At 67.5% G+C, this 20731-nt stretch carries 20 protein-coding genes; 16 read left to right on the plus strand and 4 right to left on the minus strand.

From position 1 onward, the window contains the following. The first annotated feature begins 32 nt into the window (after positions 1–32). The 3 genes from ACFXNW_RS12265 to ffh all read left to right on the plus strand — a co-directional run bounded on the left by ACFXNW_RS12265 (position 33) and on the right by ffh (position 4649). Positions 33–2522 (plus strand): [protein-PII] uridylyltransferase, encoded by a 2490-nt coding sequence (locus ACFXNW_RS12265; protein WP_379417704.1) that lies wholly within the window; start codon positions 33–35, stop codon positions 2520–2522. 160 nt (positions 2523–2682) lie between these two features. After that, positions 2683–2997, plus strand: coding sequence for a hypothetical protein (locus tag ACFXNW_RS12270; RefSeq protein ID WP_379417705.1), 315 nt, complete (start codon positions 2683–2685; stop codon positions 2995–2997). Positions 2998–3092: 95 nt separating this feature from the next. Next, the gene (gene ffh, locus ACFXNW_RS12275; RefSeq protein ID WP_379417706.1) at positions 3093–4649 is read left to right on the plus strand and encodes a signal recognition particle protein; all 1557 of its coding nucleotides are present in this window, start codon (positions 3093–3095) and stop codon (positions 4647–4649) included. Positions 4650–4721: 72 nt separating this feature from the next. Here the strand turns inward: ffh and ACFXNW_RS12280 are convergent, their stop codons facing one another. Together ACFXNW_RS12280 and ACFXNW_RS12285 are read right to left on the minus strand one after the other, a co-directional pair. After that, the gene (locus ACFXNW_RS12280; protein ID WP_379417707.1) at positions 4722–5585 is read right to left on the minus strand and encodes an SDR family oxidoreductase; all 864 of its coding nucleotides are present in this window, start codon (positions 5583–5585) and stop codon (positions 4722–4724) included. A 32-nt stretch (positions 5586–5617) separates the two neighbouring features. After that, the gene (locus ACFXNW_RS12285; protein WP_379417708.1) at positions 5618–6235 is read right to left on the minus strand and encodes a TetR/AcrR family transcriptional regulator; all 618 of its coding nucleotides are present in this window, start codon (positions 6233–6235) and stop codon (positions 5618–5620) included. 303 nt (positions 6236–6538) lie between these two features. Here ACFXNW_RS12285 and rpsP point away from each other — a divergent pair, with 303 nt between their 5' ends. The 6 genes from rpsP (at position 6539) to ACFXNW_RS12315 (ending at position 10098) form a co-directional block, all read left to right on the plus strand. Then, entirely contained in the window at positions 6539–6976 is a 438-nt protein-coding gene (gene rpsP / locus ACFXNW_RS12290) for a 30S ribosomal protein S16 (protein ID WP_379417709.1), read from the plus strand. Continuing rightward, the gene (locus tag ACFXNW_RS12295) at positions 6976–7218 is read left to right on the plus strand and encodes an RNA-binding protein (RefSeq protein ID WP_379417710.1); all 243 of its coding nucleotides are present in this window, start codon (positions 6976–6978) and stop codon (positions 7216–7218) included. The genes rpsP and ACFXNW_RS12295 overlap by 1 nt, the downstream gene beginning before the upstream one ends. Then, a complete protein-coding gene (gene rimM, locus ACFXNW_RS12300) occupies positions 7218–7742 on the plus strand; it encodes a ribosome maturation factor RimM (protein ID WP_379417711.1) in 525 nt (174 codons plus the stop codon). The genes ACFXNW_RS12295 and rimM overlap by 1 nt, the downstream gene beginning before the upstream one ends. A 13-nt stretch (positions 7743–7755) precedes the next feature. Then, complete coding sequence (trmD, locus tag ACFXNW_RS12305; protein ID WP_379417712.1) at positions 7756–8442, plus strand: tRNA (guanosine(37)-N1)-methyltransferase TrmD; 687 nt, start codon at positions 7756–7758, stop codon at positions 8440–8442. Between the two features lie 356 nt (positions 8443–8798). Then, entirely contained in the window at positions 8799–9215 is a 417-nt protein-coding gene (locus ACFXNW_RS12310) for a nuclear transport factor 2 family protein (protein WP_379417713.1), read from the plus strand. Positions 9216–9294: 79 nt separating this feature from the next. Continuing rightward, positions 9295–10098, plus strand: a complete 804-nt coding sequence (locus ACFXNW_RS12315) for an SGNH/GDSL hydrolase family protein (protein WP_379417714.1) — start codon at positions 9295–9297, stop codon at positions 10096–10098. A 175-nt stretch (positions 10099–10273) separates the two neighbouring features. Here ACFXNW_RS12315 and ACFXNW_RS12320 read toward each other — a convergent pair whose 3' ends face one another. After that, the gene (locus tag ACFXNW_RS12320) at positions 10274–11896 is read right to left on the minus strand and encodes an AMP-binding protein (protein ID WP_379417715.1); all 1623 of its coding nucleotides are present in this window, start codon (positions 11894–11896) and stop codon (positions 10274–10276) included. After that, positions 11896–13515 (minus strand): AMP-binding protein, encoded by a 1620-nt coding sequence (locus ACFXNW_RS12325; RefSeq protein ID WP_379417716.1) that lies wholly within the window; start codon positions 13513–13515, stop codon positions 11896–11898. The genes ACFXNW_RS12320 and ACFXNW_RS12325 overlap by 1 nt, the downstream gene beginning before the upstream one ends. A gap of 98 nt (positions 13516–13613) precedes the next feature. On the opposite strand from ACFXNW_RS12325, the gene ACFXNW_RS12330 reads away from it, so the two are divergent. The 7 genes from ACFXNW_RS12330 to ACFXNW_RS12360 all read left to right on the plus strand — a co-directional run bounded on the left by ACFXNW_RS12330 (position 13614) and on the right by ACFXNW_RS12360 (position 20695). Continuing rightward, positions 13614–14468: a response regulator transcription factor gene (locus tag ACFXNW_RS12330; RefSeq protein ID WP_379417717.1), complete on the plus strand. Its 855-nt coding sequence runs from the start codon at positions 13614–13616 to the stop codon at positions 14466–14468. A gap of 79 nt (positions 14469–14547) precedes the next feature. Beyond that, positions 14548–14919, plus strand: a complete 372-nt coding sequence (locus ACFXNW_RS12335; RefSeq protein WP_379417718.1) for a VOC family protein — start codon at positions 14548–14550, stop codon at positions 14917–14919. 163 nt (positions 14920–15082) lie between these two features. Further along, positions 15083–17485 (plus strand): Tex family protein, encoded by a 2403-nt coding sequence (locus ACFXNW_RS12340; protein ID WP_379418124.1) that lies wholly within the window; start codon positions 15083–15085, stop codon positions 17483–17485. A 27-nt stretch (positions 17486–17512) separates the two neighbouring features. Beyond that, the gene (locus ACFXNW_RS12345) at positions 17513–18382 is read left to right on the plus strand and encodes a hypothetical protein (RefSeq protein ID WP_379417719.1); all 870 of its coding nucleotides are present in this window, start codon (positions 17513–17515) and stop codon (positions 18380–18382) included. 185 nt (positions 18383–18567) lie between these two features. After that, positions 18568–18909: a 50S ribosomal protein L19 gene (gene rplS / locus ACFXNW_RS12350; protein WP_011210681.1), complete on the plus strand. Its 342-nt coding sequence runs from the start codon at positions 18568–18570 to the stop codon at positions 18907–18909. 114 nt (positions 18910–19023) lie between these two features. Then, positions 19024–19821, plus strand: a complete 798-nt coding sequence (gene lepB, locus ACFXNW_RS12355) for a signal peptidase I (RefSeq protein WP_379417720.1) — start codon at positions 19024–19026, stop codon at positions 19819–19821. A gap of 76 nt (positions 19822–19897) precedes the next feature. After that, on the plus strand, positions 19898–20695 hold the full coding sequence (locus tag ACFXNW_RS12360) for a ribonuclease HII (RefSeq protein ID WP_379417721.1): 798 nt from the start codon (positions 19898–19900) through the stop codon (positions 20693–20695). Positions 20696–20731 lie beyond the last annotated feature (36 nt).

The raw sequence follows: 20731 nt of genomic DNA on the forward strand, positions 1-20731 counted from the left end.
GACCTCCGGCCGGGGCGGGGCCGCACGCGTGAATGGGTGGTGGGCTAGTGGGTAGCAGTCGGCGACAGCACAGCAGTGACGGCCGTGCGGGCGGGGGCGAGGACGCGGTGGTGTCCAACGGCGCGGCCGATCTGGTCAAGGCCAGGCGCCGCCTGCTCGAGGGCGGGCAGCCACGCAATCCGCGCCTGGATGCGGAATCGCTGCGGTCGGCGCTGGTCGATCTGTACGAGCTGTGGCTCACCAGCAAAGGTGCCGAACTCGGCATCACCGCCGACAGCGGGCTCGCCGTCGTCGCGGTCGGCGGTCTCGGCCGCAAGGAGATGCTGCCCTATTCGGATCTGGATCTGGTGCTGTTGCACGACGATGTCGACGCTGCCCGCGTCGCCGAAGTCGCCGATCAGCTCTGGTATCCGCTCTGGGACGCCCACATCAAGCTCGACCACAGTGTGCGCACCGTCCCGCAGGCGTTGCGGGTCGCCAACGATGACATGATCGCCGCCCTCGGCATGCTCGAGGCCAGGCATATCGTCGGCGACGCCGATCTGAGCAGCCTGCTCATCGGCGGCGTGCGCCGGGAATGGCGGACCGGGATCCGATCCCGGTTCGACGAACTGATCGCCCAGGCCAAGGCTCGCTGGGAGCGCAGCGGCGAGATCGCCCACCGCGCCGAACCCGATCTGAAGAACGGCCGCGGCGGCCTGCGTGACATCCAACTACTCGATGCGCTTTCCATCGCCCAGCTGACCGACGCCATGCCCGGCCTCGGCCCGGATGTGCCCGGCGGTGGCGTCCGGCACGCACACCGCCGCCTGCTCGACGTACGCACCGAACTGCACCGGGTCGCCGGTCGCTCGCGTGATCAGCTGAGGGCCCAGGATGCCGACGAGATCGGTGCGGCGCTGCGCATCGGTGACCGCTTCGATCTGGCCCGCACGCTCAGCGATTCGGCACGCACGGTGAGCTACTCGGTCGACGTCGGGCTGCGGACCGCGGCAAACGCTCTGCCTCGTCGCGGCCTGGCCAGGCTGCGACGCATGCCGGTGCGCCGACCACTCGATGAGGGGGTGGTCGAGCACGCCGGTGAGGTGGTGCTGGCGCGGGACGCACGGCCGCAACGCGATCCGGGCCTGATCCTGCGGGTGGCGGCGGCTTCGGCGCAAACCGGCCTGCCGATGTCGGCGAACACGCTCAACCGGTTGTCGGAGGATGCGCCCGAGCTGCGCGAACCCTGGCCGAAGGACGCGCTCAACGATCTGCTGGTGCTGCTCGGAGCAGGCCGCGGCACCATCGACGCGATCGAGGCGCTGGACCGCACCGGGCTGTGGGGCAGGCTGCTGCCGGAATGGGGTGCGGTGCGGGATCTGCCGCCGCGCGATGTGCTGCACACCTGGACCGTCGACCGGCACCTGATGGAAACGGTGGCCTACGCGAGCGCGCTGAGCACCCGGGTGGCGCGGCCGGATCTGCTGGCGCTCGGTGCGCTGCTGCACGACATCGGTAAAGGCCGGGCGGGTGACCACAGTGTGGTCGGCGCCGAACTGGCCACCCATATCGGGCGCAGGCTCGGATTGTGGCCGTCGGATGTGCGGACCCTGAGCGCGATCGTGCGCCATCATCTGCTGCTACCCGATACCGCGACCCGCCGTGACCTGGACGATCCGGCGACGGTGCGGTTCGTGGTCGACGCCCTCGACGGCGATCCACAACTGCTGGAACTGCTGCACACCCTCGCCGAGGCGGACTCCTTGGCCACCGGCCCCGGCGTCTGGGGCGAGTGGAAGGCCTCGCTGATCGGCGAGCTGGTCCGCCGCTGCCGGATGGTCATGGCCGGTGAGGCGCTGCCTCGACCCGAGCCGATCGCGCCCGAGCTGCTCGCCAAGGCCGCTGCGGGCGGGGTGCACGTGACATTGGCGCCGGGCGAGGGCAAACACACCTACACCGTCACCGTCATCGCGCCCGACACGCCCGGCCTGCTCTCCGAGGCCGCCGGTGTGCTGGCCTTGCATTCGTTGCGAGTGCTGTCGGCGGCGCTCGGCGGTGTGGGGGAGTCGGCGATCAACACTTTCGTGGTCTCGCCGAAGTTCGGTGACCCGCCCGATCCCGGGCTGCTGCGTCAAGAACTGATCCGCGCCATCGCAGGCGATCTGGATCTGTCCGGACAGCTGGCCAGACGCGAACGGGAAGCCGTCGGCGCGCAGCTGAGCCCGTACGCGAAGGCACAGCCCCGGCTGATGTGGGCCGAGACGGGGACTGCGGGTCACGTCATCCTGCAGTTGCGTGCCGAGGACCGGATCGGGCTGCTGACCAGGCTCGCCGCAGCGCTGGCCGCCTCCGGTGCGGATGTGCGCTGGGCCAAGGTGGTCACCATGGGTAGCGCGGTCGTCGACGCGTTCTGTCTCGATCTGGGCGCGGATTCCGGACCTGCCCGCCGGGCGGCGATCGAGGAGACGATCATGGCGGTCGTGCCGAAGCCCGCACCCAAGAAATCCGTGGGCGACAACGGTACGCACGAAGGTTCCTGAGCCACTGTAACTTTCACGCTCCGATCGTCGAACTATGCTGTGACCTCGTCGTTATCCGAAAATCGGTCCTTTGCACATGATTTGCTGGAAATCCCTACGACATGGTCATCGGCCCTTAGGATCGGTGAGTCGGGCTGTCGCATACGAGGGGAGCAGGTCGGTGGCAATCGAAGTCGTCGCCTCGTCGATCATGACCAGTGATGTGACCCCGCATGTTGCCCGCTGCGTCGGCGGGGATCTCTGGGTGGTGTCCTGGCTACCCGGCCGTACCCTGAACAGCAAGCAGGCGGTCACCGCGATGACCATCGCGGCGTCGGTCGCCACCTCCGGCCTGCCGGTGGAAGGTGATTGGACCGCGCTCGACGGTCTCGCCCTCGAACTCGGCCTGACCGGACGTGAGGCCGCGTTCATGGTGGCCAGGGAAAACCACGACTATCGGCGCACTCGCATCCCGCGCGGCCGCGCGCCGGAGTAACTTCGCGCACCCAGCACACACCGGCTGCGTGCGCAGTCCGGTGATCCCATTACGCTGGGATGCAGTGACGTCACTCGAGATCAGGAGCGCGATCGGTGTTCGAATCCCTTTCCGACCGGCTTACCGGTGCCCTCAAGGACCTACGCGGTAAGGGACGTCTGTCGCCGGCTGACATCGACGCCACCTGCCGCGAGATCCGCCTCGCGCTGCTGGAAGCCGACGTCGCGCTGCCGGTGGTGCGCGGTTTCATCGCCAAGATCAAGGAGCGCGCCAAGGGCGCCGAGGTCTCCGCGGCGCTGAACCCGGCCCAGCAGGTCGTCAAGATCGTCAACGAGGAACTCGTCGGCATCCTCGGCGGCGAGACCCGCCGCATCACCTTGGCCAAGACCCCGCCGACGGTCGTCATGCTGGCCGGTCTGCAGGGCGCCGGTAAAACCACCTTGGCGGGCAAGCTCGCCAAATGGCTCAAGGGTCAGGGGCATCAGCCGTTGCTGGTGGCCTGTGACCTGCAGCGCCCTGGCGCCGTCACCCAGCTGCAGGTGGTCGGTGAGCGCGCCGGTGTGCCGGTGTTCGCGCCGCATCCCGGCACCTCGGTCGGCGGCGGTCAGAACGCGCTCGGCGTCTCGGCCGCGGATCCGGTTGCGGTCGCCCAGGCCGGTGTGGACGAAGCGAAGCAGAAGCAGTACGACGTGGTGATCGTCGACACCGCCGGTCGCCTCGGCATCGACGCCGAGCTGATGGCCCAGGCCGCCGGTATCCGCGATGCCGTGCAGCCGGACGAGACGCTGTTCGTGCTCGACGCCATGATCGGCCAGGACGCCGTCACCACCGCCGAGGCGTTCCGCGACGGTGTCGGCTTCACCGGCGTGGTGCTCACCAAGCTCGACGGCGACGCCCGCGGTGGTGCCGCGCTCAGCGTCCGCAATGTCACGGGCGCACCGATCATGTTCGCCTCCACCGGTGAGAAGCTCGAAGACTTCGACGTCTTCCACCCGGACCGCATGGCCAGCCGCATCCTCGGCATGGGTGACGTGCTCACCCTGATCGAGCAGGCCGAGCAGGTCTACGACCAGCAGCAGGCCGAGGAAGCCGCACGCAAGATCGGCAGCGGCGAGCTGACCCTCGAGGACTTCCTCGACCAGATGCTCGCCATCCGCAAGATGGGCCCCATCGGCAACCTGCTCGGCATGCTGCCCGGCGCCGGTCAGATGAAGGACGTGCTCGCCCAGGTCGATGACAAGCAGCTCGACCGGGTGCAGGCCATCATCCGCGGCATGACCCCGGCCGAACGCGATAACCCCAAGATCATCAACGCCTCCCGCCGCCTGCGCATCGCCAACGGCTCGGGCGTGCAGGTCTCCGAGGTGAACCAGCTCGTCGACCGCTTCTTCGAGGCCAAAAAGATGATGGCCGCGATGGGTCGCCAGATGGGCATGCCCGGCGCGAACCGGCGCAGCAACAAGAAGGGGAAGAAGGGCAAGAAGGGCGGACGCGGCCCCACCCCGCCGAAGGTGCGCGGCGGTTTCCCGGGCGGCATGCCCGGTATGCCCGCAGGCATGCCCGACCTGTCCGGGATGCCCGCCGGTCTGGATCAGCTCCCGCCGGGGCTCGAGGGCTTCGATCTGTCGAAGCTGAAGTTCCCGAACAAGTAAGCCCGCACAGCACACCGGCTCGGTCGCACGTTTGGCGTGGGACCGAGCCGGTGGCGTTCGGGCTGGTGACTCCTATGCGGACGCCTGCATATCGGCGACTATCGCGGCGACTCGATCACTGGCCTGCGTCGCCAGGTTCGGGTGAGTGGTGACGTAGAGGCGATCGGCCTCGACGGCCGCGAGGATGATCTCGGCGGCTCGAGCGGCAGGCATCATCTCGCTCGCCATCAGAGAGATGACGCCGAGGCCGGGGGCGAGACGTTCCCACTGCTCAGGGGTGAGCGTGCCGAACCACCCTTCGGTGGGCTGTGTGGGCACGCCGTCGCCGAGCAATGATCCGAAGCCGTCGGTGACAACGCGCAGCATCTGAGTGTCGACCGGGCCCGGGCACACCACGGTGGCGCCGATACCGGGTGCCAGGACGGCCAGTTCGCCGTGCAGTGACTCGGTCAACGAGACGACCGCGTGCTTGCTGGCGGTGTACGGCCCGTTGAACAGGCCTGTGGTCACACCGGCCAGCGACGACGTGTTGATGATGTGTCCGCGGCCCGCCGCGATCATGTGCGGAACGAACGCGCGCATCCCGTTGATGACACCCTGGACGTTGACCGCCCAGACCCGTTGCCAGTCATCGGGTTCCACCGCCCAGACCGGCCCGCCTGCGCCCATCCCGGCATTGTTGAACACCAGGTCGACCCGGCCGAAGAGCCGCAGGGTGGTCTCGGCCAGCCGCTGGACCTGTTCGAAATCGGCGACATCGGTCGGTACCGCGGGGGTGTCGTGGCCGATTTCCTCGGCGGCCTTCGCCAGGGCGTCACCGTCGATATCGGCGATCACCACGCGGATTCCACGGGCGTGCAGGGCCTCGGCGACCGCCCGTCCGATGCCATTGGCGGCGCCGGTCAGCACGGCGACCTGTCCGGATTCCAGTTTCATTGTGTTCCTTTCGGTAGGACTTCTCTGATGAATCACTCGGCGGCGGTGGCGCGGTCGAACAACGTGACCAGTTCGGAGGCGAAGAGTTCGACGTCGGCGGCCTGGTCCTCGGCGTATCCGATCGCGATGGTGTCGATGGCCGCACGCAGCGCCACCGCCATCACGTGGGGATCGAAGTCGCGGAAAGCGCCTGCGGCCTGCCCCTCGCGCAGGGCCTGTTCGAGAGCGTCGAGCGGTGACCCGACGGCCGCGTCGTCGACGAACTGGTCCCCGAGCGCCGCCCTGGCATTGCTGTTGAGCTCGATCAACGCCCGCAACACGGCGGTGCGCTCGCGCATGAACTCCATGTTCGCGGTGAGGTAGGCGGCCAGCCAGGCTCGGTGATCGACGGTGGCCGCGATCCGGGGCCCGATGAATTCCACGGCGGCGTCCTTGGCCGCCACCAGCACGTCGCGCATCAACTCGTCTTTGCCGCTGAAGTGGTACGAGATCAGCCGCGTGCTGCTGAGCCCGGCGTGCTCGGCGATCTTCGTGAACGAGGTTTTGGCATAGCCGACCTCGGCCAGAACCTGCATCGTCGCGGCCACGATCTGCCTGCGTCGCTCTGCGGCGGCGGGGGAGAGGGCGGTCGATCCGTCTGTTACTTGCACGAGTAAATTGTTACTCGGCTGAGTAATTCTTGGCAAGCCCGCCGTGTATCGGCAGCGTGGATAGGCTGACGGCCGCGTCATAGACATCCGGAGCGGCCGAGGTGGAGGCGACTGCGGCGATGGAGGCGATTTCAGGCGTGGCCCGAGCGTCTGGCACAATGGTCGATCGTCCGTATGGACAGTGTCAGCCCGTCTCCGGTTACGTACCGCGCGGCGGTCACACACTTCAACCGCAAAACCGGGCTCGCAGACCATGTGGGTCGCCGAATTGCGCCGTGACCAACCTTGAAAGGTAGATCAGCAATGGCTGTTCGCATCAAGCTCACCCGCTTGGGCAAGATCCGTAACCCGCAGTACCGCGTGGTCGTCGCCGACGCGCGCACCCGTCGTGACGGCCGGGCCATCGAGTCCATCGGCAAGTACCACCCGAAGGAAGAGCCCTCGCTGATCGAGATCGATTCCGAGCGCGTGCAGTACTGGCTCGGCGTCGGCGCGCAGCCGACCGAGCCCGTGCAGCGTCTGCTGGAGATCACCGGCGACTGGCAGAAGTTCAAGGGCCTGCCGGGCACCGAAGGCACCCTGAAGGTCAAGGAAGCCAAGACCTCCAAGCTCGACCTGTTCAACGCCGCACTCGCCGCCGCCGACAACGCGCCGGTCGCCGAGGCCGTCACCCCCAAGAAGAAGGCCGCCAAGAAGGACGAGGCCGCCGAGGGCGCCGAGTCGGCTGAGGCTGCCGAGTAATGAGCACTGTCGTCGCCGATGCCGTCGAACATCTGGTTCGCGGCATCGTCGCCAACCCCGATGACGTCCGCGTCGAGCTGATCACCGGCCGCCGCGGACGGACGGTCGAGGTGCACGTCCATCCCGAGGATCTGGGCAAGGTGATCGGCCGCGGTGGACGTACCGCGACCGCACTGCGCACCCTCGTCGCCGGTATCGGCGGCCGGGGCATCCGGGTCGACGTGGTGGACACCGACGCGTAATGGAACTCGTCGTAGGTCGTGTCGCCAAGTCGCACGGCGTGCGCGGTGAACTGGTCGTCGAAGTACGCACCGACGAGCCGGAGGCGCGTTTCGCGCCCGGTTCCACCTTGCGTGGGCGGTTGGCTCGGTCGAAGGAAGTCCGTGACTTCACCGTGGAGTCGGCCCGGGAACACTCGGGCCGGCTCCTCGTGCACTTGACCGGCGTCTCCGACCGCACCGCCGCCGACGAGCTGCGCGGCACGCTGTTCCTGGTGAACAGCGAGGATCTCGGACCGTCGCAGGATCCCGACGAGTACTACGACCACGAGCTCGAGGGTCTGCGCGTCGAACTCGCCGACGGCACCGCGATCGGTACCGTCACCGAGGTTTTGCATTCCGCCGCAGGCGAATTGTTGTCGGTGCGCGCTGCTGACGACGGTCGCGAGATCCTGATCCCGTTCGTCATGGCCATCGTGCCCACGGTGTCGATGACCGACGGGCTGGTCGTTATCGATCCGCCCGAGGGCCTGCTGGATCCCGAATGAGACGGTCGGCGTCATGAAGATCGACGTGGTCACCATCTTTCCCGAGTATCTGGAGCCGCTGCGCACGGCCCTGCTCGGTAAGGCCATCGATAAGGGCCTTATCTCCGTCGACGTCCACGACCTCCGGCGCTGGACCCACGACGTGCACAAATCCGTCGACGATTCCCCCTATGGCGGCGGACCGGGCATGGTGATGAAACCCACCGTCTGGGGTGACGCTCTCGACGAAGTCTGCCCGGATGACGCCGTACTCGTCGTCCCCACTCCCGCCGGGGTTCCGTTCACCCAGGCCACTGCCGAGCGCTGGGCCACCGAGGAACACCTGGTCTTCGCGTGCGGCCGTTACGAAGGCATCGATCAGCGCGTCTTCGACGATGCCGGCCGCCGAGTCCGCGTCGAAGAGGTCAGCATCGGCGATTACGTGCTGATCGGCGGCGAGGCGGCGGTACTGGTCATGACCGAGGCGATGGTGCGCTTGATCCCCGGCGTTCTCGGCAATCAGCAGTCCCATCAAGAGGATTCGTTCTCGGATGGACTACTCGAAGGCCCCAGCTACACCCGTCCGGTGAGCTGGCGCGGCCTCGACGTGCCGCCGATTCTGCTGTCCGGTGATCACGCCAAGGTTGCGGCGTGGCGGCGCGAGCAGTCGTTGATGCGGACCCGTGCGCGGCGCCCGGATCTGCTGCCCGACACCGACTGAATAGTCGCGCACCCGCACTCCGCCCGGTGGTCCGCTGACCTATCACTTTCCAGCGCGAAGTGGCGCGGTCCAGATTTCGACGTCCGCACCCACGTGCCGAGGGCGCGGCCGGTCGCCTTTCCGCCCAGCGAATGTTCTTCCGCTATAAGGAGATTCCGCGGAGCGGCGTGCTGTAGGGGCCAGCCGCTCCAACCTCGAACAGGCGGTCGACGCCGCGTGGCATAGATGCTGTTCGGCCCACGCTACCAGCCGGAGTGAGTAATCAAATATGTGTATGAGCTCCGGTGGACATTATCGGCCGACAGGTCTAGCGTTCACCTTTGCATAGGCAATTAATTGACCATGAGAGGTGGGCGATGCATCCTTTCCGAGCAGCTGTCGAGGCGCGTGATGACGCCGCTATCGAGGCATTGCTGGCCGATGATGTGGTGTTCACCAGTCCGGTGGCGTTCAAGCCCTATCCGGGCAAGGCGATCACCGCCGCGATCCTGCGTGCGGTCATCCGCGTGTTCGAAGACTTCCGTTACGTCCGCGAGATCGGCGACGTGAACGGTCGCGATCATGCCTTAGTGTTCGAGGCCACCGTCGACGGCAAGCGACTGACCGGCTGCGACTTCCTGCACGTCGACGAGAACGGCACGATCGACGACCTCATGGTCATGGTGCGCCCGCTGTCGGCTGCCCAGGCCCTTGCCGCGCGGATGGGTGAGCAGTTCGAGCGCATCACGGCCGAAGCCACCGCGCAGCTCGAGCGAGAGGCGACCGGGGCGTGAGCGACTGCGGCTCGATCGTCATCGGTGCCGGCACCGCCGGACTGGTGGCTGCCGCGATCTCCGATGCGAGGCCCGGCCTGTGAGCGACACGGTCGGCTACTCGCGTTACGTCGCGCTCGGCGACAGCCAGACCGAGGGCGTCGGGGACGGTGACGACCAAGTCGGAGTGCGCGGCCTGGCAGACCGGCTCGCCGAACGGCTCGTGACGATCAACCCCGACCTGCGCTACGCCAACCTCGCTGTCCGGGGCAAGCTCGCAGGTCAGGTGCGCGCCGAACAGCTCGACGCCGCACTGGCCCTGCGGCCCGACCTGGCGACCGTCGTCGCCGGTGTCAACGACGCGCTGCGCCCGGGGTTCGACGCCGACGAAGTGGCCGAGCACTTGGACGCGATGTTCGCAGCACTCACCACGCAGGGCACTGCCGTGGCTACGCTGACCTTCCCCGACGTCGCGCGCATCACCCCACTCGCGCGCCCGATCAGCGGCCGCATCACCGCGCTCAACGATCGCATTCGTGCCAGCGCCGAACGCCACGGCGTTGTCGTCGCCGATACGGCCCGCCACCCCGTCGTCACCGACCCCCGCCTGTGGAGTACGGACCGGCTCCACGCAAGCTCACTCGGGCATCAGCGCATCGCCGATGCCCTCGCCCACGCCCTCGAGCTTCCCGGCGCCGACGACCACTGGACCGCACCCCTGCAACCACCACTGCCCGCCCGAAGCCCACTTACCACCGCGGCAGACGAACTGCGTTGGGTGGCCACTTTTCTCGGGCCGTGGCTACGCCGCCGACTGACCGGACGGTCATCGGGTGACGGCCGCACAGCCAAACGCCCCGAGCTGATGCCGGTCCGCGACCACGCCGACACCAGAGCACGGTGATCCTGCTCGCCGAACGGGGTGCGCCCTACAGCGAGGCAGATCGAGGAGTACCGGCTCGACTGGTCGGGTCGTCGTTACCATGCCCACGCTGTCCACCGGCGGTACTGCCACTCGACGAACCGGTTGAGGTGACGATTCCATTCGCGGTATTGGAGCGGGCCTGACGTCTGAGTTCTCAGTCGCCGAGCCCGAGCAGTGTCCGCGCCATCTCCCGCATTTCCGCCTTGCGTACCTTCCCGGTCACCGTCATCGGGAATTCCTCCACGACATGCACGTACCGCGGCACCTTGAAATGCGCCAGCTTCCCGGCACAGAACACGCGTACTGCGTCGGCGTCCAAGGGCGCGGCGCCTTCGCGCATGCGAACCCATGCCATGAGTTCTTCGCCGTATTTCGGGTCGGGGACGCCGATGACCTGGGCGTCGAGGACGTCGGGGTGGGTGTAGAGGAATTCTTCGATTTCGCGGGGGTAGATGTTCTCGCCGCCGCGGATGACCATGTCTTTGATCCGGCCGGTGATGGCGAGATAGCCGGCTTCGTCCATGACGCCGATGTCGCCGGTGTGCATCCAGCGGGCGGAGTCGATGGCTTCGGCGCTGCGTTCGGCGTCGTTCCAGTAGCCGAGCATCACCGAATAGCCGCGGGTGCACAGTTCGCCGGGTTCACCGCGCCCGACGGTGCGGCCGGTCACGGGATCGACGATCTTGATCTCGAGGTGCGGGCCGACTCGGCCGACGGTGGCGGTGCGGCGATCGATGCTGTCGTCGCGGCGGGTCTGGGTGGAGACGGGTGAGGTTTCGGTCATCCCGTAGCAGATGGACACCTCGCTCATGCCCATCCGATTGATGACACGCTTCATCACCTCTACCGGGCACGGCGAGCCTGCCATGATGCCGGTGCGCAGTGTGGACAGGTCCGCATCGGATTCCTCCAGCTGAGCCAGCATGTCGATGAACATGGTGGGGACGCCGTAGAGCGAAGTGCACCGTTCGGCCGCCACGGCCTCGAGGGTGGCGGCGGGCTGGAACGACGGCGCCGGAATCACGATCGCCGCACCGTGACTCGTGGCTGCCAAGTTGCCCATTACCATGCCGAAGCAGTGATAGAACGGCACGGGAACGCAGATCCGGTCCTGCTCGGTGTAACCGCACAGTTCCCCGACGAAATAGCCGTTGTTGAGAATGTTGTGGTGGCTGAGTGTGGCGCCCTTCGGGAACCCCGTTGTCCCGGAGGTGTACTGGATATTGATCGGATCGTCCATGGACAGCTCGGACGCACGTGCCGCCAGCAGATCCTGATCGGCTGCGGTGCGAGCAAGCTCATCCCACGGTGCGGTACCAAGCACCAGCACTTGTTCCAGGCCCGGGCAATTCGGTCGCACCTGCTCGATCATCGCCACATAGTTCGAGGATTTGAACTCCGGTGCCGAGACCAGCATTCGCACGCCCGCCTGTCCGAGCACATACTCCAATTCGCTGGTGCGGTAGGCAGGATTGATATTGACCAGGATCGCGCCGATCTTCGCGGTCGCGTACTGGACGAGGAACCATTCGGGGCAGTTCGGTGCCCAGATCCCGACCCGATCGCCCGCGACGATGCCACGCGCGGTAAGGCCGGTGGCGAGAGAGTCGACGGCACTACGGAGTTCACGGTAGGTCCAGCGACGCCCGGAGGGGTAGTCCACCAGGGCTTCCCGGTCGCCGAACGCGGCGGCGGTCCGGTCGAGGTTGGCACCGATGGTGTCGCCGAGTAGGGGAGTGTCCGAGATTCCAGAGGTATAGCTCAGCAGTACATTCATCACCGAACCCCCTGCTGCCGCAGCAGGAACCGCTGCACCTTGCCGCTGGGTGTCTTGGGCAGGCTCGGCACGAAATGCACCCGGCGCGGATAGGCGTGCGCGGCGAATTTCCTTTTGACCAGTGTCTGTAGATCGGCTTCCAGTTCCTCGCCGCCGGTGACGCCTTCGCGCACCACGACGAACGCTTCGAGCACCTCACCGCGCAATTCGTCGGGCATGCCGACGACGGCCGCTTCCGCGACATCCTCGTGCAGCACCAGCACACTCTCCACCTCGAACGGGCCGATCCGGTAGCCCGCCATGATGATGACGTCGTCGTCGCGGGCGGAGAAGTGGAAGAACCCGTCGGCGTCCTGGGAACCCGCGTCGCCGGTCAGGTACCAGCGGCCGTCCGGGGTGTAGCGCTGTGCGGTCCGCTCGGGTGCGTCGAGATAGCCGAGGAACCACAGCAGCGGACTGCTCTCGGTGTCGATGGCGATGCGGCCCAGCTCGCCGGTGGGCGCTTCGGTGTCGGCGTCATCGGCGAGCACGGCACAGGACCAGCCGGGCAGCGACCGGCCCATCGAGCCCGCGGGCGCCTCGGTGTTCAGCTCGTCATGCCAGGCATTGCAGATCACCATGCCGTGTTCGGTCTGCCCGTAGTGGTCGCGCACCGCCACGCCGAGGGTATCGGCAGACCAGGCCACGACCTCCGGCGTCAGCGGCTCACCCGCCGACGACGCCCGACGCAACCCCACGTCGGGCATGGCGGAGGTGTCGGCCCGAAGGGCGCGATAGACGGTCGGCGCGGCGGCGAAATTGGTGACGCCGAACTTCTGCATGACCTGCCAGGTCAATGCGGGGGAGAAGCCGGCGTGCAGCAGCAGACTGCGAACACCGCTGGCCAGCGGCCCGAGGATCGCGTAGTAGAGGCCGTACGCCCAGCCGGGGTCGGCGGCATTCCAGAACACATCGTCCGGGCGGACATCCAGCGCGAACTCTTGGTAAGCGTGGAACGAGGCGAGCGCGCGCACCGGAATGGGCACACCCTTGGGGGTTCCGGTCGTTCCGCTGGTGAACAGCTGGACCAGAAGACCGTCGCCGCCGACCGCCACCGGCTCCACCACAGCGTCAGTCGTCAACAGATCTTTCATCCGCAGCACATCGGTCGCCGGACCGTCGCCGGTGACGATGGTGCGCCACGGCGGATCGGCAGGAATATCCTCGCCGGGCGCCAGTTTGCCCGCTTGATCCGGATCGACGACCACGATCGACGCACCGCTGGCCGCCAACCGGAACGCGATCGCCGGCGGCGCGAACGCGGTGAACAGCGGCACATGGACCGCACCGCGTCGCCAGATACCGAGCAGCGCAACCACCAGGTCTTCTGACTTCGCCATCAGTGTGGCGACCCGGTCACCCGGTTCGACGCCGAGCCCCGCCAGTGCCGCTGCGAAGCGCTCGGACTTCGCGCGCAGTTCGCCGTAGGTCAGATCGGTGGACGACAGATCGCTGTCGATGACGGTGAAGGCGATGGCGTCGGCCGGATGCCGGTCACACAGCAGCTCAGCGGCGCTCGCATCGGCGCGGTCGTAGCACTCCAGCAGCTCGCGCACCCGCGCGTTCGGGTCCATGCCCATCTCGCATCTCCTCGGTCGTGATCCAGCTCACCCGGCTGTTGCCATAGGATGTAGCTCACACCTGGTTCGGCACTACCCCCGAAAAGGGGTGACACTCCATGACCAACCCGTCACCGCTGCTCCGTCCGCGCGACGGCGACGCCGTACGCGCCGAGATCCGCCACGTGGCGGGCACGACCGGGGTTCCGTTGCTGTTCGGCGGCGAGGTGCACACCGATACGCTGCTGCTGACCGAGTTCTTCGGCGTGCGGACCAACGGGTTGCGCGGGCTATCGGTATTGCGCACGTCGGGTCTGGGTGGCCAGGTCATGGATTCGGGGCGCCCGGGACTGGTCTCCGACTACCGCAACGCACCGACGATCACCCACCATTACGACGGCCCCGTCGTCGGCGAAGGCATCCGTTCGGTCGTGGCGGTACCGGTCGTGGTAGACGACCATCCACGCGCGGTGCTGTACGCGGCCACCCGCGGCAACGGCGCCGTCGGCGACCGCACCGCGGACGCGCTGCTGCAGGCCGGGCGCAGGCTCGCCACCGAGATCATCGTCCGCGATGAAGTGGACCGGCGCCTACGACTGTTGGAGGTCGCCGCGCCGTCTCCGGCCACCGCCGGTGTGGTGGTCGAGGAACTGCGCGATATTCACGCCGAGCTGCGCGACATCGCCCATTCGGCGGCCGACGCGAAGTTGCGGGACCGGCTGCATGCCGTGGGTGCCCGCTTGACCAGGGCGCTGTCGGGTGCGCCCGCACCCGACGCCCCGCGGTTGTCGCGCCGTGAACTCGACGTGCTGGCCCAGGTCGCGCTCGGCTGTTCCAACCATGAGGTCGCCCAACGTCTCTGCGTCGGATCCGAGACCGTCAAGAGTTATCTGCGCAGCGCCATGAACAAGTTCGACGCCCATTCCCGGCACGAGGCCGTCGTCACCGCTCGCCGTCTCGGTCTGATCCCCTGAGACTCCGTCGATTTCGCGCTCTCGGCTCCGCGTGGCCCGAGGTCTGGCCACGCTTCCTCGCGCCTCTATACTCACCGCCGTGCCGCCGTTGCGAGTAGTCGGACTGTCCCTCGACAGTGCCGACCCCGAAACTCTTGCCCAGTTCTACGTGGATCTGCTCGGCGGAAAGTCGCTGTGGCACAAGGAGAGCAGTGTGGGGGTGCGTATCTCGTCGGGTCTGGCGCTCATCGCCCACCGCGTCGCCGACTATCAACGGCCGATCTGGCCGGGGTCCTCGATCGTGCACCTGGATCTGGCTGCCGACGACGACCGTGATCTCGACGAATGTGTCGACCGCGCCGTCGAATTGGGCGCCACCGTGGCGCCGATGCAGCCGGGCGATCGCTGGCGGGTGCTGCTCGATCCGGCGGGCCACCCGTTCTGCATCACCACGGTGACGCCGCCGGAGTAGCGCCCGGCCGCCGCCTGCGACTTCGCGGGCCGACCCGAGGGCCACGGGCGCCGGTCACCTGTCACCGGGCGACGGTAGTGTGCGGGTCGTGACGACAGCGCCTGAGACCTCGAGTCCCGAGACGACCCGCACCGACCAGACCACGGCCACCGGCACAGCCCCGGTGGTGTCCGGCACCGTCAGCCGTCGCATCGCCGACGAGCTGGCGGTGCGGGAGAATCAGGTCCGTGCCGCCGTCGACATGCTCGACGCCGGCTCGACCGTCCCGTTCATCGCGCGCTACCGCAAAGAGGTCACCGGCGGCCTGGACGACGCCCAGCTCCGCACCCTCGAGGAACGGCTCTACTACCTGCGCGAACTCGACGAGCGCCGGGCCTCGATCGTGGAATCCATTCGCGGCCAGGGCAAACTCGACGACGAACTGCACCGCCAGATCATGCTGGCCGAAACCAAGGCCCGCCTCGAAGACATCTACCTGCCGTACAAGCCCAAGCGGCGCACCAAGGCCCAGATCGCCCGTGAAGCCGGCCATGAGCCCGTTGCCGACGCGCTGATCGGCGACCCGGCTACCGATCCGGCGCAGTACACCGGCGAACAGCTCGACGGCGCCCGTGCCATCCTGGTCGAACGGTTCGCCGAAGATGCCGATCTGGTGGGTGAACTGCGTGAACTCATGTGGCAGCGTGGCCAGGTCAGCTCCACCGTGCGGGCAGGCAAAGAAGAGGCGGGCGCGAAGTTCGCCGACTACTTCGAATTCAGCGAGCCGTTCAGCAAGCTGCCCTCGCATCGCATTCTCGCGCTGCTGCGTGGCGAGAAGGAAGAGGTGCTGACCCTGCACCTGCAGCCCGACACCGAAGAACCGGAGCCGGGTGAGCGCACGATCTACGAAGGCCGCATCGCGGTGCGCTTCGACATCGCCGAGCAGGGCCGTCCGGCCGACAGCTGGCTGCTGGACACCGTGCGCTGGGCCTGGCGCACCAAGCTCCAGGTGAGCCTCGGCATCGACACCAGGATGCGGTTGCGGCAGGCGGCCGAGAAGGACGCCGTCGACGTCTTCGCCGCCAACCTGCGAGACCTGCTTCTGGCCGCACCCGGCGGCACCCGCACCACCATGGGTCTGGACCCGGGCTACCGCACCGGCGTCAAGGTTGCCGTTGTCGACGGCACCGGCAAGGTGGTCGCCACCGAGGTCATCTACCCGCACAAACCGCAGGGCCAGACCGAGAAATCCCTCGCGGTGCTCGCCGCGTTGGTCGCGCGATTCGGTGTGGAACTGATCGCCATCGGCAACGGCACCGCCTCCCGCGAAACCGATGCCCTTGCCGCCGAGCTCATCTCCCGCATTCCGGAGAACAAGCCCACCAAGATCGTGGTCTCCGAGGCGGGCGCCTCGGTGTATTCCGCCTCGGCCTACGCCTCCCAGGAACTGCCCGATATGGACGTCTCGCTGCGCGGCGCGGTGTCCATCGCACGCCGACTGCAGGATCCGCTGGCCGAACTGGTGAAGATCGACCCGAAATCCATCGGCGTCGGCCAGTACCAGCACGACGTCTCCGAGACCCTGCTGGCCCGCTCGCTCGGCGCCGTCGTCGAGGACGCGGTAAACGCGGTCGGCGTCGATGTGAACACCGCGTCGGTGCCGCTGCTGTCGCGGGTATCCGGGATCGCCGGATCGCTGGCCGAAAGCATTGTGTCGCACCGCGATCAGCACGGACCGTTCCAAAGCCGCACCGCGCTGCTGGACGTGGCGCGACTGGGGCCCAAGGCGTTCGAGCAGTGCGCGGGCTTCCTGCGCATCCGCGGCGGCGACGACCCGCTCGATACCTCCGCGGTGCATCCGGAGGCGTACCCGGTGGTGCGGCGCATCTTGGAATCGACCGGACGCGGCGTCGCCGAGATCATCGGCAACACCAGTGCCCTGCGGGCGCTGAGCCCCGCCGAGTTCACCGACGAGCGATTCGGTGTCCCCACCGTCACCGACATCATCAGCGAGTTGGAGAAGCCGGGACGCGACCCCCGCCCCGAGTTCAAGACCGCCGAATTCGCCGCTGGTGTGGAGAAGGTCGCCGACCTCGAACCGGGCATGGTGCTCGAGGGCGTGGTCACCAATGTGGCGGCCTTCGGCGCGTTCGTCGACGTGGGTGTGCATCAGGACGGTCTTGTGCACGTCTCGGCCATGTCGCACAACTTCGTCAAGGACCCCCGCGAGGTCGTGAAATCGGGGGACGTGGTCAAGGTGAAGGTGCTCGAGGTCGACGTGGCACGCCAGCGCATCGGGCTGTCGCTGCGGCTGGACGACGAGCCGGGTGCGGCGAAGCCGGAGCGGGGTCGCGGGCCGGGTGAGCGTGGTCGGGGCGGTGCTGAAGGGCAGGCGAAACAGGGGCGTGGCCAGGGTCAGGGCCGCAACCAGGGCCAGAACCGTCAAAGCCAGGGCCAGGGTCAGAACCGTGGTCAGGGCCAGGGGCAGGGCCGAGGCCAGGGTCAGGGCCGGAATCCGCGCAGGGATGCCGCACCGGCGAACGGGGCGATGGCCGACGCGCTGCGCCGCGCCGGTTTCGGAAAGTAGCGACCGGACTCGGGAGCGGGGGCAGGCATGCGGCGGTGGATCGACGACGATGTGATCGCGCAGGGCAGGCTCCCGCTGCTGTGCTTCCTGCTCGGCTTCATCCTCGGCTTCCTGGTGATCCGGGTCAGCGTCCGGCTGATCCGGGCCAAGGTGCGCTGGTGGCCGGGCAATGTGCGCGCCGGTGACACCCACATCCACCACATGGTGTTCGGAGTGATCCTGGTGCTGCTGTGTGGTATCGGGATGATCAGCACCTTCGACGACGGAAGCGACGCCACCGGGGCATTGCTCGCGGCGGGATTCGGCGTCGGTGCGGCGCTGGTGCTCGACGAGTTCGCGCTGATCTACTACCTGCGCGACGTGTACTGGGAGGAACAGGGCCGCACCTCGGTCGACGCGGTCTTCGTGGCCGTGGCCGTGACCGGACTGCTCCTGCTCGGTCTGCATCCGCTGTGGATGCTCGACATCAACGATTTCCGCCAGGATCCCAGCCTCCCGGCCCGGGTACTGGTCGTCGTGTTCGCGGTGGTGAACCTGATCCTGGCCGCCATCGTGATCGCCAAGGGCAAAATCTGGACCGGGCTGTTCGGGATGTTCTTCCTGCCGCTGCTTGTCGTCGGTGCGCTGCGGTTGAGCAGGCCGGGCGCGCCATGGGCCCGCTGGCGCTACGGCGACAACCGCAGGCTGATGTACCGGTCGATCGTCCGGGAGCGGCGCTACCGTCGCCCGGTGATCCGCGCCAAGATCTTCGTCCAGGACCTGGTGGCGGGCAAACCCGACGTCGCCCACGTGCGCTCGGCCGCCGAAGCCGAACTGCAACGCACAGTGGTCGCCGCGCCACCGGCCCCGCATCGGCACCATCCCCTCTGGTTGCACGACCATGGTGCGTCGAGCTGAGCGGGGGCGGTACCGTTCACGGAAGCCAGGGAACCGGCCGATTTCCGACCCACCGGGCCCGTCTGGCACAATGCACAGGTTGCCCTGGGTGATATCGGCCCCGGCGCACCCCTTATTCGGAGCATGAACCGGTAGAGCACGTGCCGCCAGGTTCCTCTGTTCGCGCGAACTCCAGAAGGATGAAAATGAACACCCTTGACTTCGTCGACGAGAAGTCGCTGCGCAGCGATGTCCCCGACTTCCGGCCCGGTGACACCCTCAATGTGCACGTGAAGGTCATCGAAGGCTCGAAGGAGCGCATCCAGGTCTTCAAGGGCGTCGTCATCCGGCGCCAGGGCGGCGGTATCCGCGAGACCTTCACCGTCCGCAAGGTGTCGTTCGGTGTCGGCGTGGAGCGCACCTTCCCGGTGCACAGCCCCAACATCGACCACATCGATGTCGTGACTCGTGGCGATGTTCGCCGCGCCAAGCTGTACTACCTGCGCGATCTGCGCGGCAAGGCCGCCAAGATCAAGGAAAAGCGCTGAGCTGCTGTTCCGCGCCGCTACCCCGGTTCCTCTCCGAGCAGCGGTAGCGCACAGAAATTCCCGGATAGCCCGGCACCGCACGCTTTCTCGCGGTGCCGGGCTAATCTGTTCGGCGTGGCAGACGAAAGTGGGTCGGTGACCGTTCCCGGTGCAGACGACGGGCAACCGCAGGGACGTCGCGCACGGCGCGGCCGACGCGGGCGCAAGGACAAGAAACAGCGGCCCTTCTGGCAGGAACTGCCGATTCTGCTGGTCATCGCGGCCGTCATCGCCGCACTGATGGTGACCTTTGTCGGACGCCCGTACGTCATTCCGTCGCAGTCGATGGAACCCACCCTGCACGGCTGCGCCGGCTGCACCGGTGACCGCATCTATGTGCAGAAACTCAGCTACTACTGGGGCGACCCGAAACCCGGTGACGTGGTCGTATTCGTCGGCCCGGACTCCTGGAACACCCACTACCGCTCCATCCGCTCGGACAACCCGGTGGTTCGCGGTGTGCAGAACTTCTTCTCTTTCTTCGGACTCGTCCCGCCCGATGAGAACGATCTGGTCAAGCGGGTGATCGCGGTCGGCGGTCAGACGGTCGAATGCTGCGATGAGCAGGGCCGGGTCCTGGTCGACGGCAAACCGCTGGACGAGCCATACGTCGAGGACGACTTCCCGTGGGTCCCCGGTCAGAAGAACGCCTCCTACCCCGTCGGACGGGTGTTCGGGCCGATTACCGTCCCTGAGGGCAACCTGTGGGTGATGGGCGACAACCGCAACGAATCCGCCGATTCACGCGCGCACGTCGGCGATGAACTGCAGGGCACCGTCCCGGTGGACAATGTCAGGGGCAAAGCGGTGTTCAAGATCTGGCCGCCAGGGCGCATCGGCCCCGTGCGTGCGCAAGACCCACAGACCAACTGATGGGCGTTCGCGCGATAATCGGTCTGTGGGGTGCGTTGACCGATTCGAGAACCACACCCGGCCGGCGGTGACGCCGATGCCTCGATCTCAGCGTCGCCTGCCGACCGTGGAGCGGGTGAGCTGGCCGCCGCGTGTGGTCATGCGGAAAGCGGCCGGGCTGCGCACCCTCGAAGCGGCCCTGATCCGCAGCGGCCTCGGTCCCGTCGCCGGTGTCGACGAGGCCGGTCGCGGACCGAGCGCAGGGCCACTGGTGGTCGCGGCGTGCATGCTGGCGCCCAAGGCGCACGACGCCTTGGCCGGGCTCGACGATTCGAAGAAGCTCACCGAGGCGACCCGTGAGGCGCTGTACCCGGTGATCACCAGGCTGGCGCTGGCCTGGCATGTGGTGGTGATCCCGGCCTGGGAGATCGACGCGATCGGTATCCATGTCGCCAACCTCGAAGGCATGCGCCGCGCCGTCGCCGGCCTGGGCCGTACGCCGGGCTATGTGCTCACCGACGGCTTCCGGGTGCCGGGAATCCCCTGTCCCTCGCTTCCGGTCGTTGGCGGTGACGCGACCGCCGCCTGTATCGCGGCGGCCAGCGTGCTTGCCAAGGTCACCCGCGACCGGATGATGGTCGAGCTGGATCATCGGCTGCCCGGGTACGGGTTCGCCGCGCACAAGGGGTACAACACGCCCGAGCACAATGCCGCGTTACAGCAGCTCGGACCGTGTGTCGAACATCGGCGTTCGTGGCGCAATGTGCGCGAGCACGAGCCGCAGGGGGCGGTCGGAAGGCCGGTGCGGCATGAGGTCGTCGCGACCTCCGGCACGGTAATCGTGGATCAGGTCACGTCGAACCGACTGGCTACCGACGCGTTGCATACGCGATGATGTCAGCACACGCAATGCCGCGAGAAGGAGGACGTC

The sequence above is a fragment of the Nocardia sp. NPDC059180 genome (assembly GCF_042754945.1).
Classification (GTDB): Bacteria; Actinomycetota; Actinomycetes; order Mycobacteriales; family Mycobacteriaceae; genus Nocardia.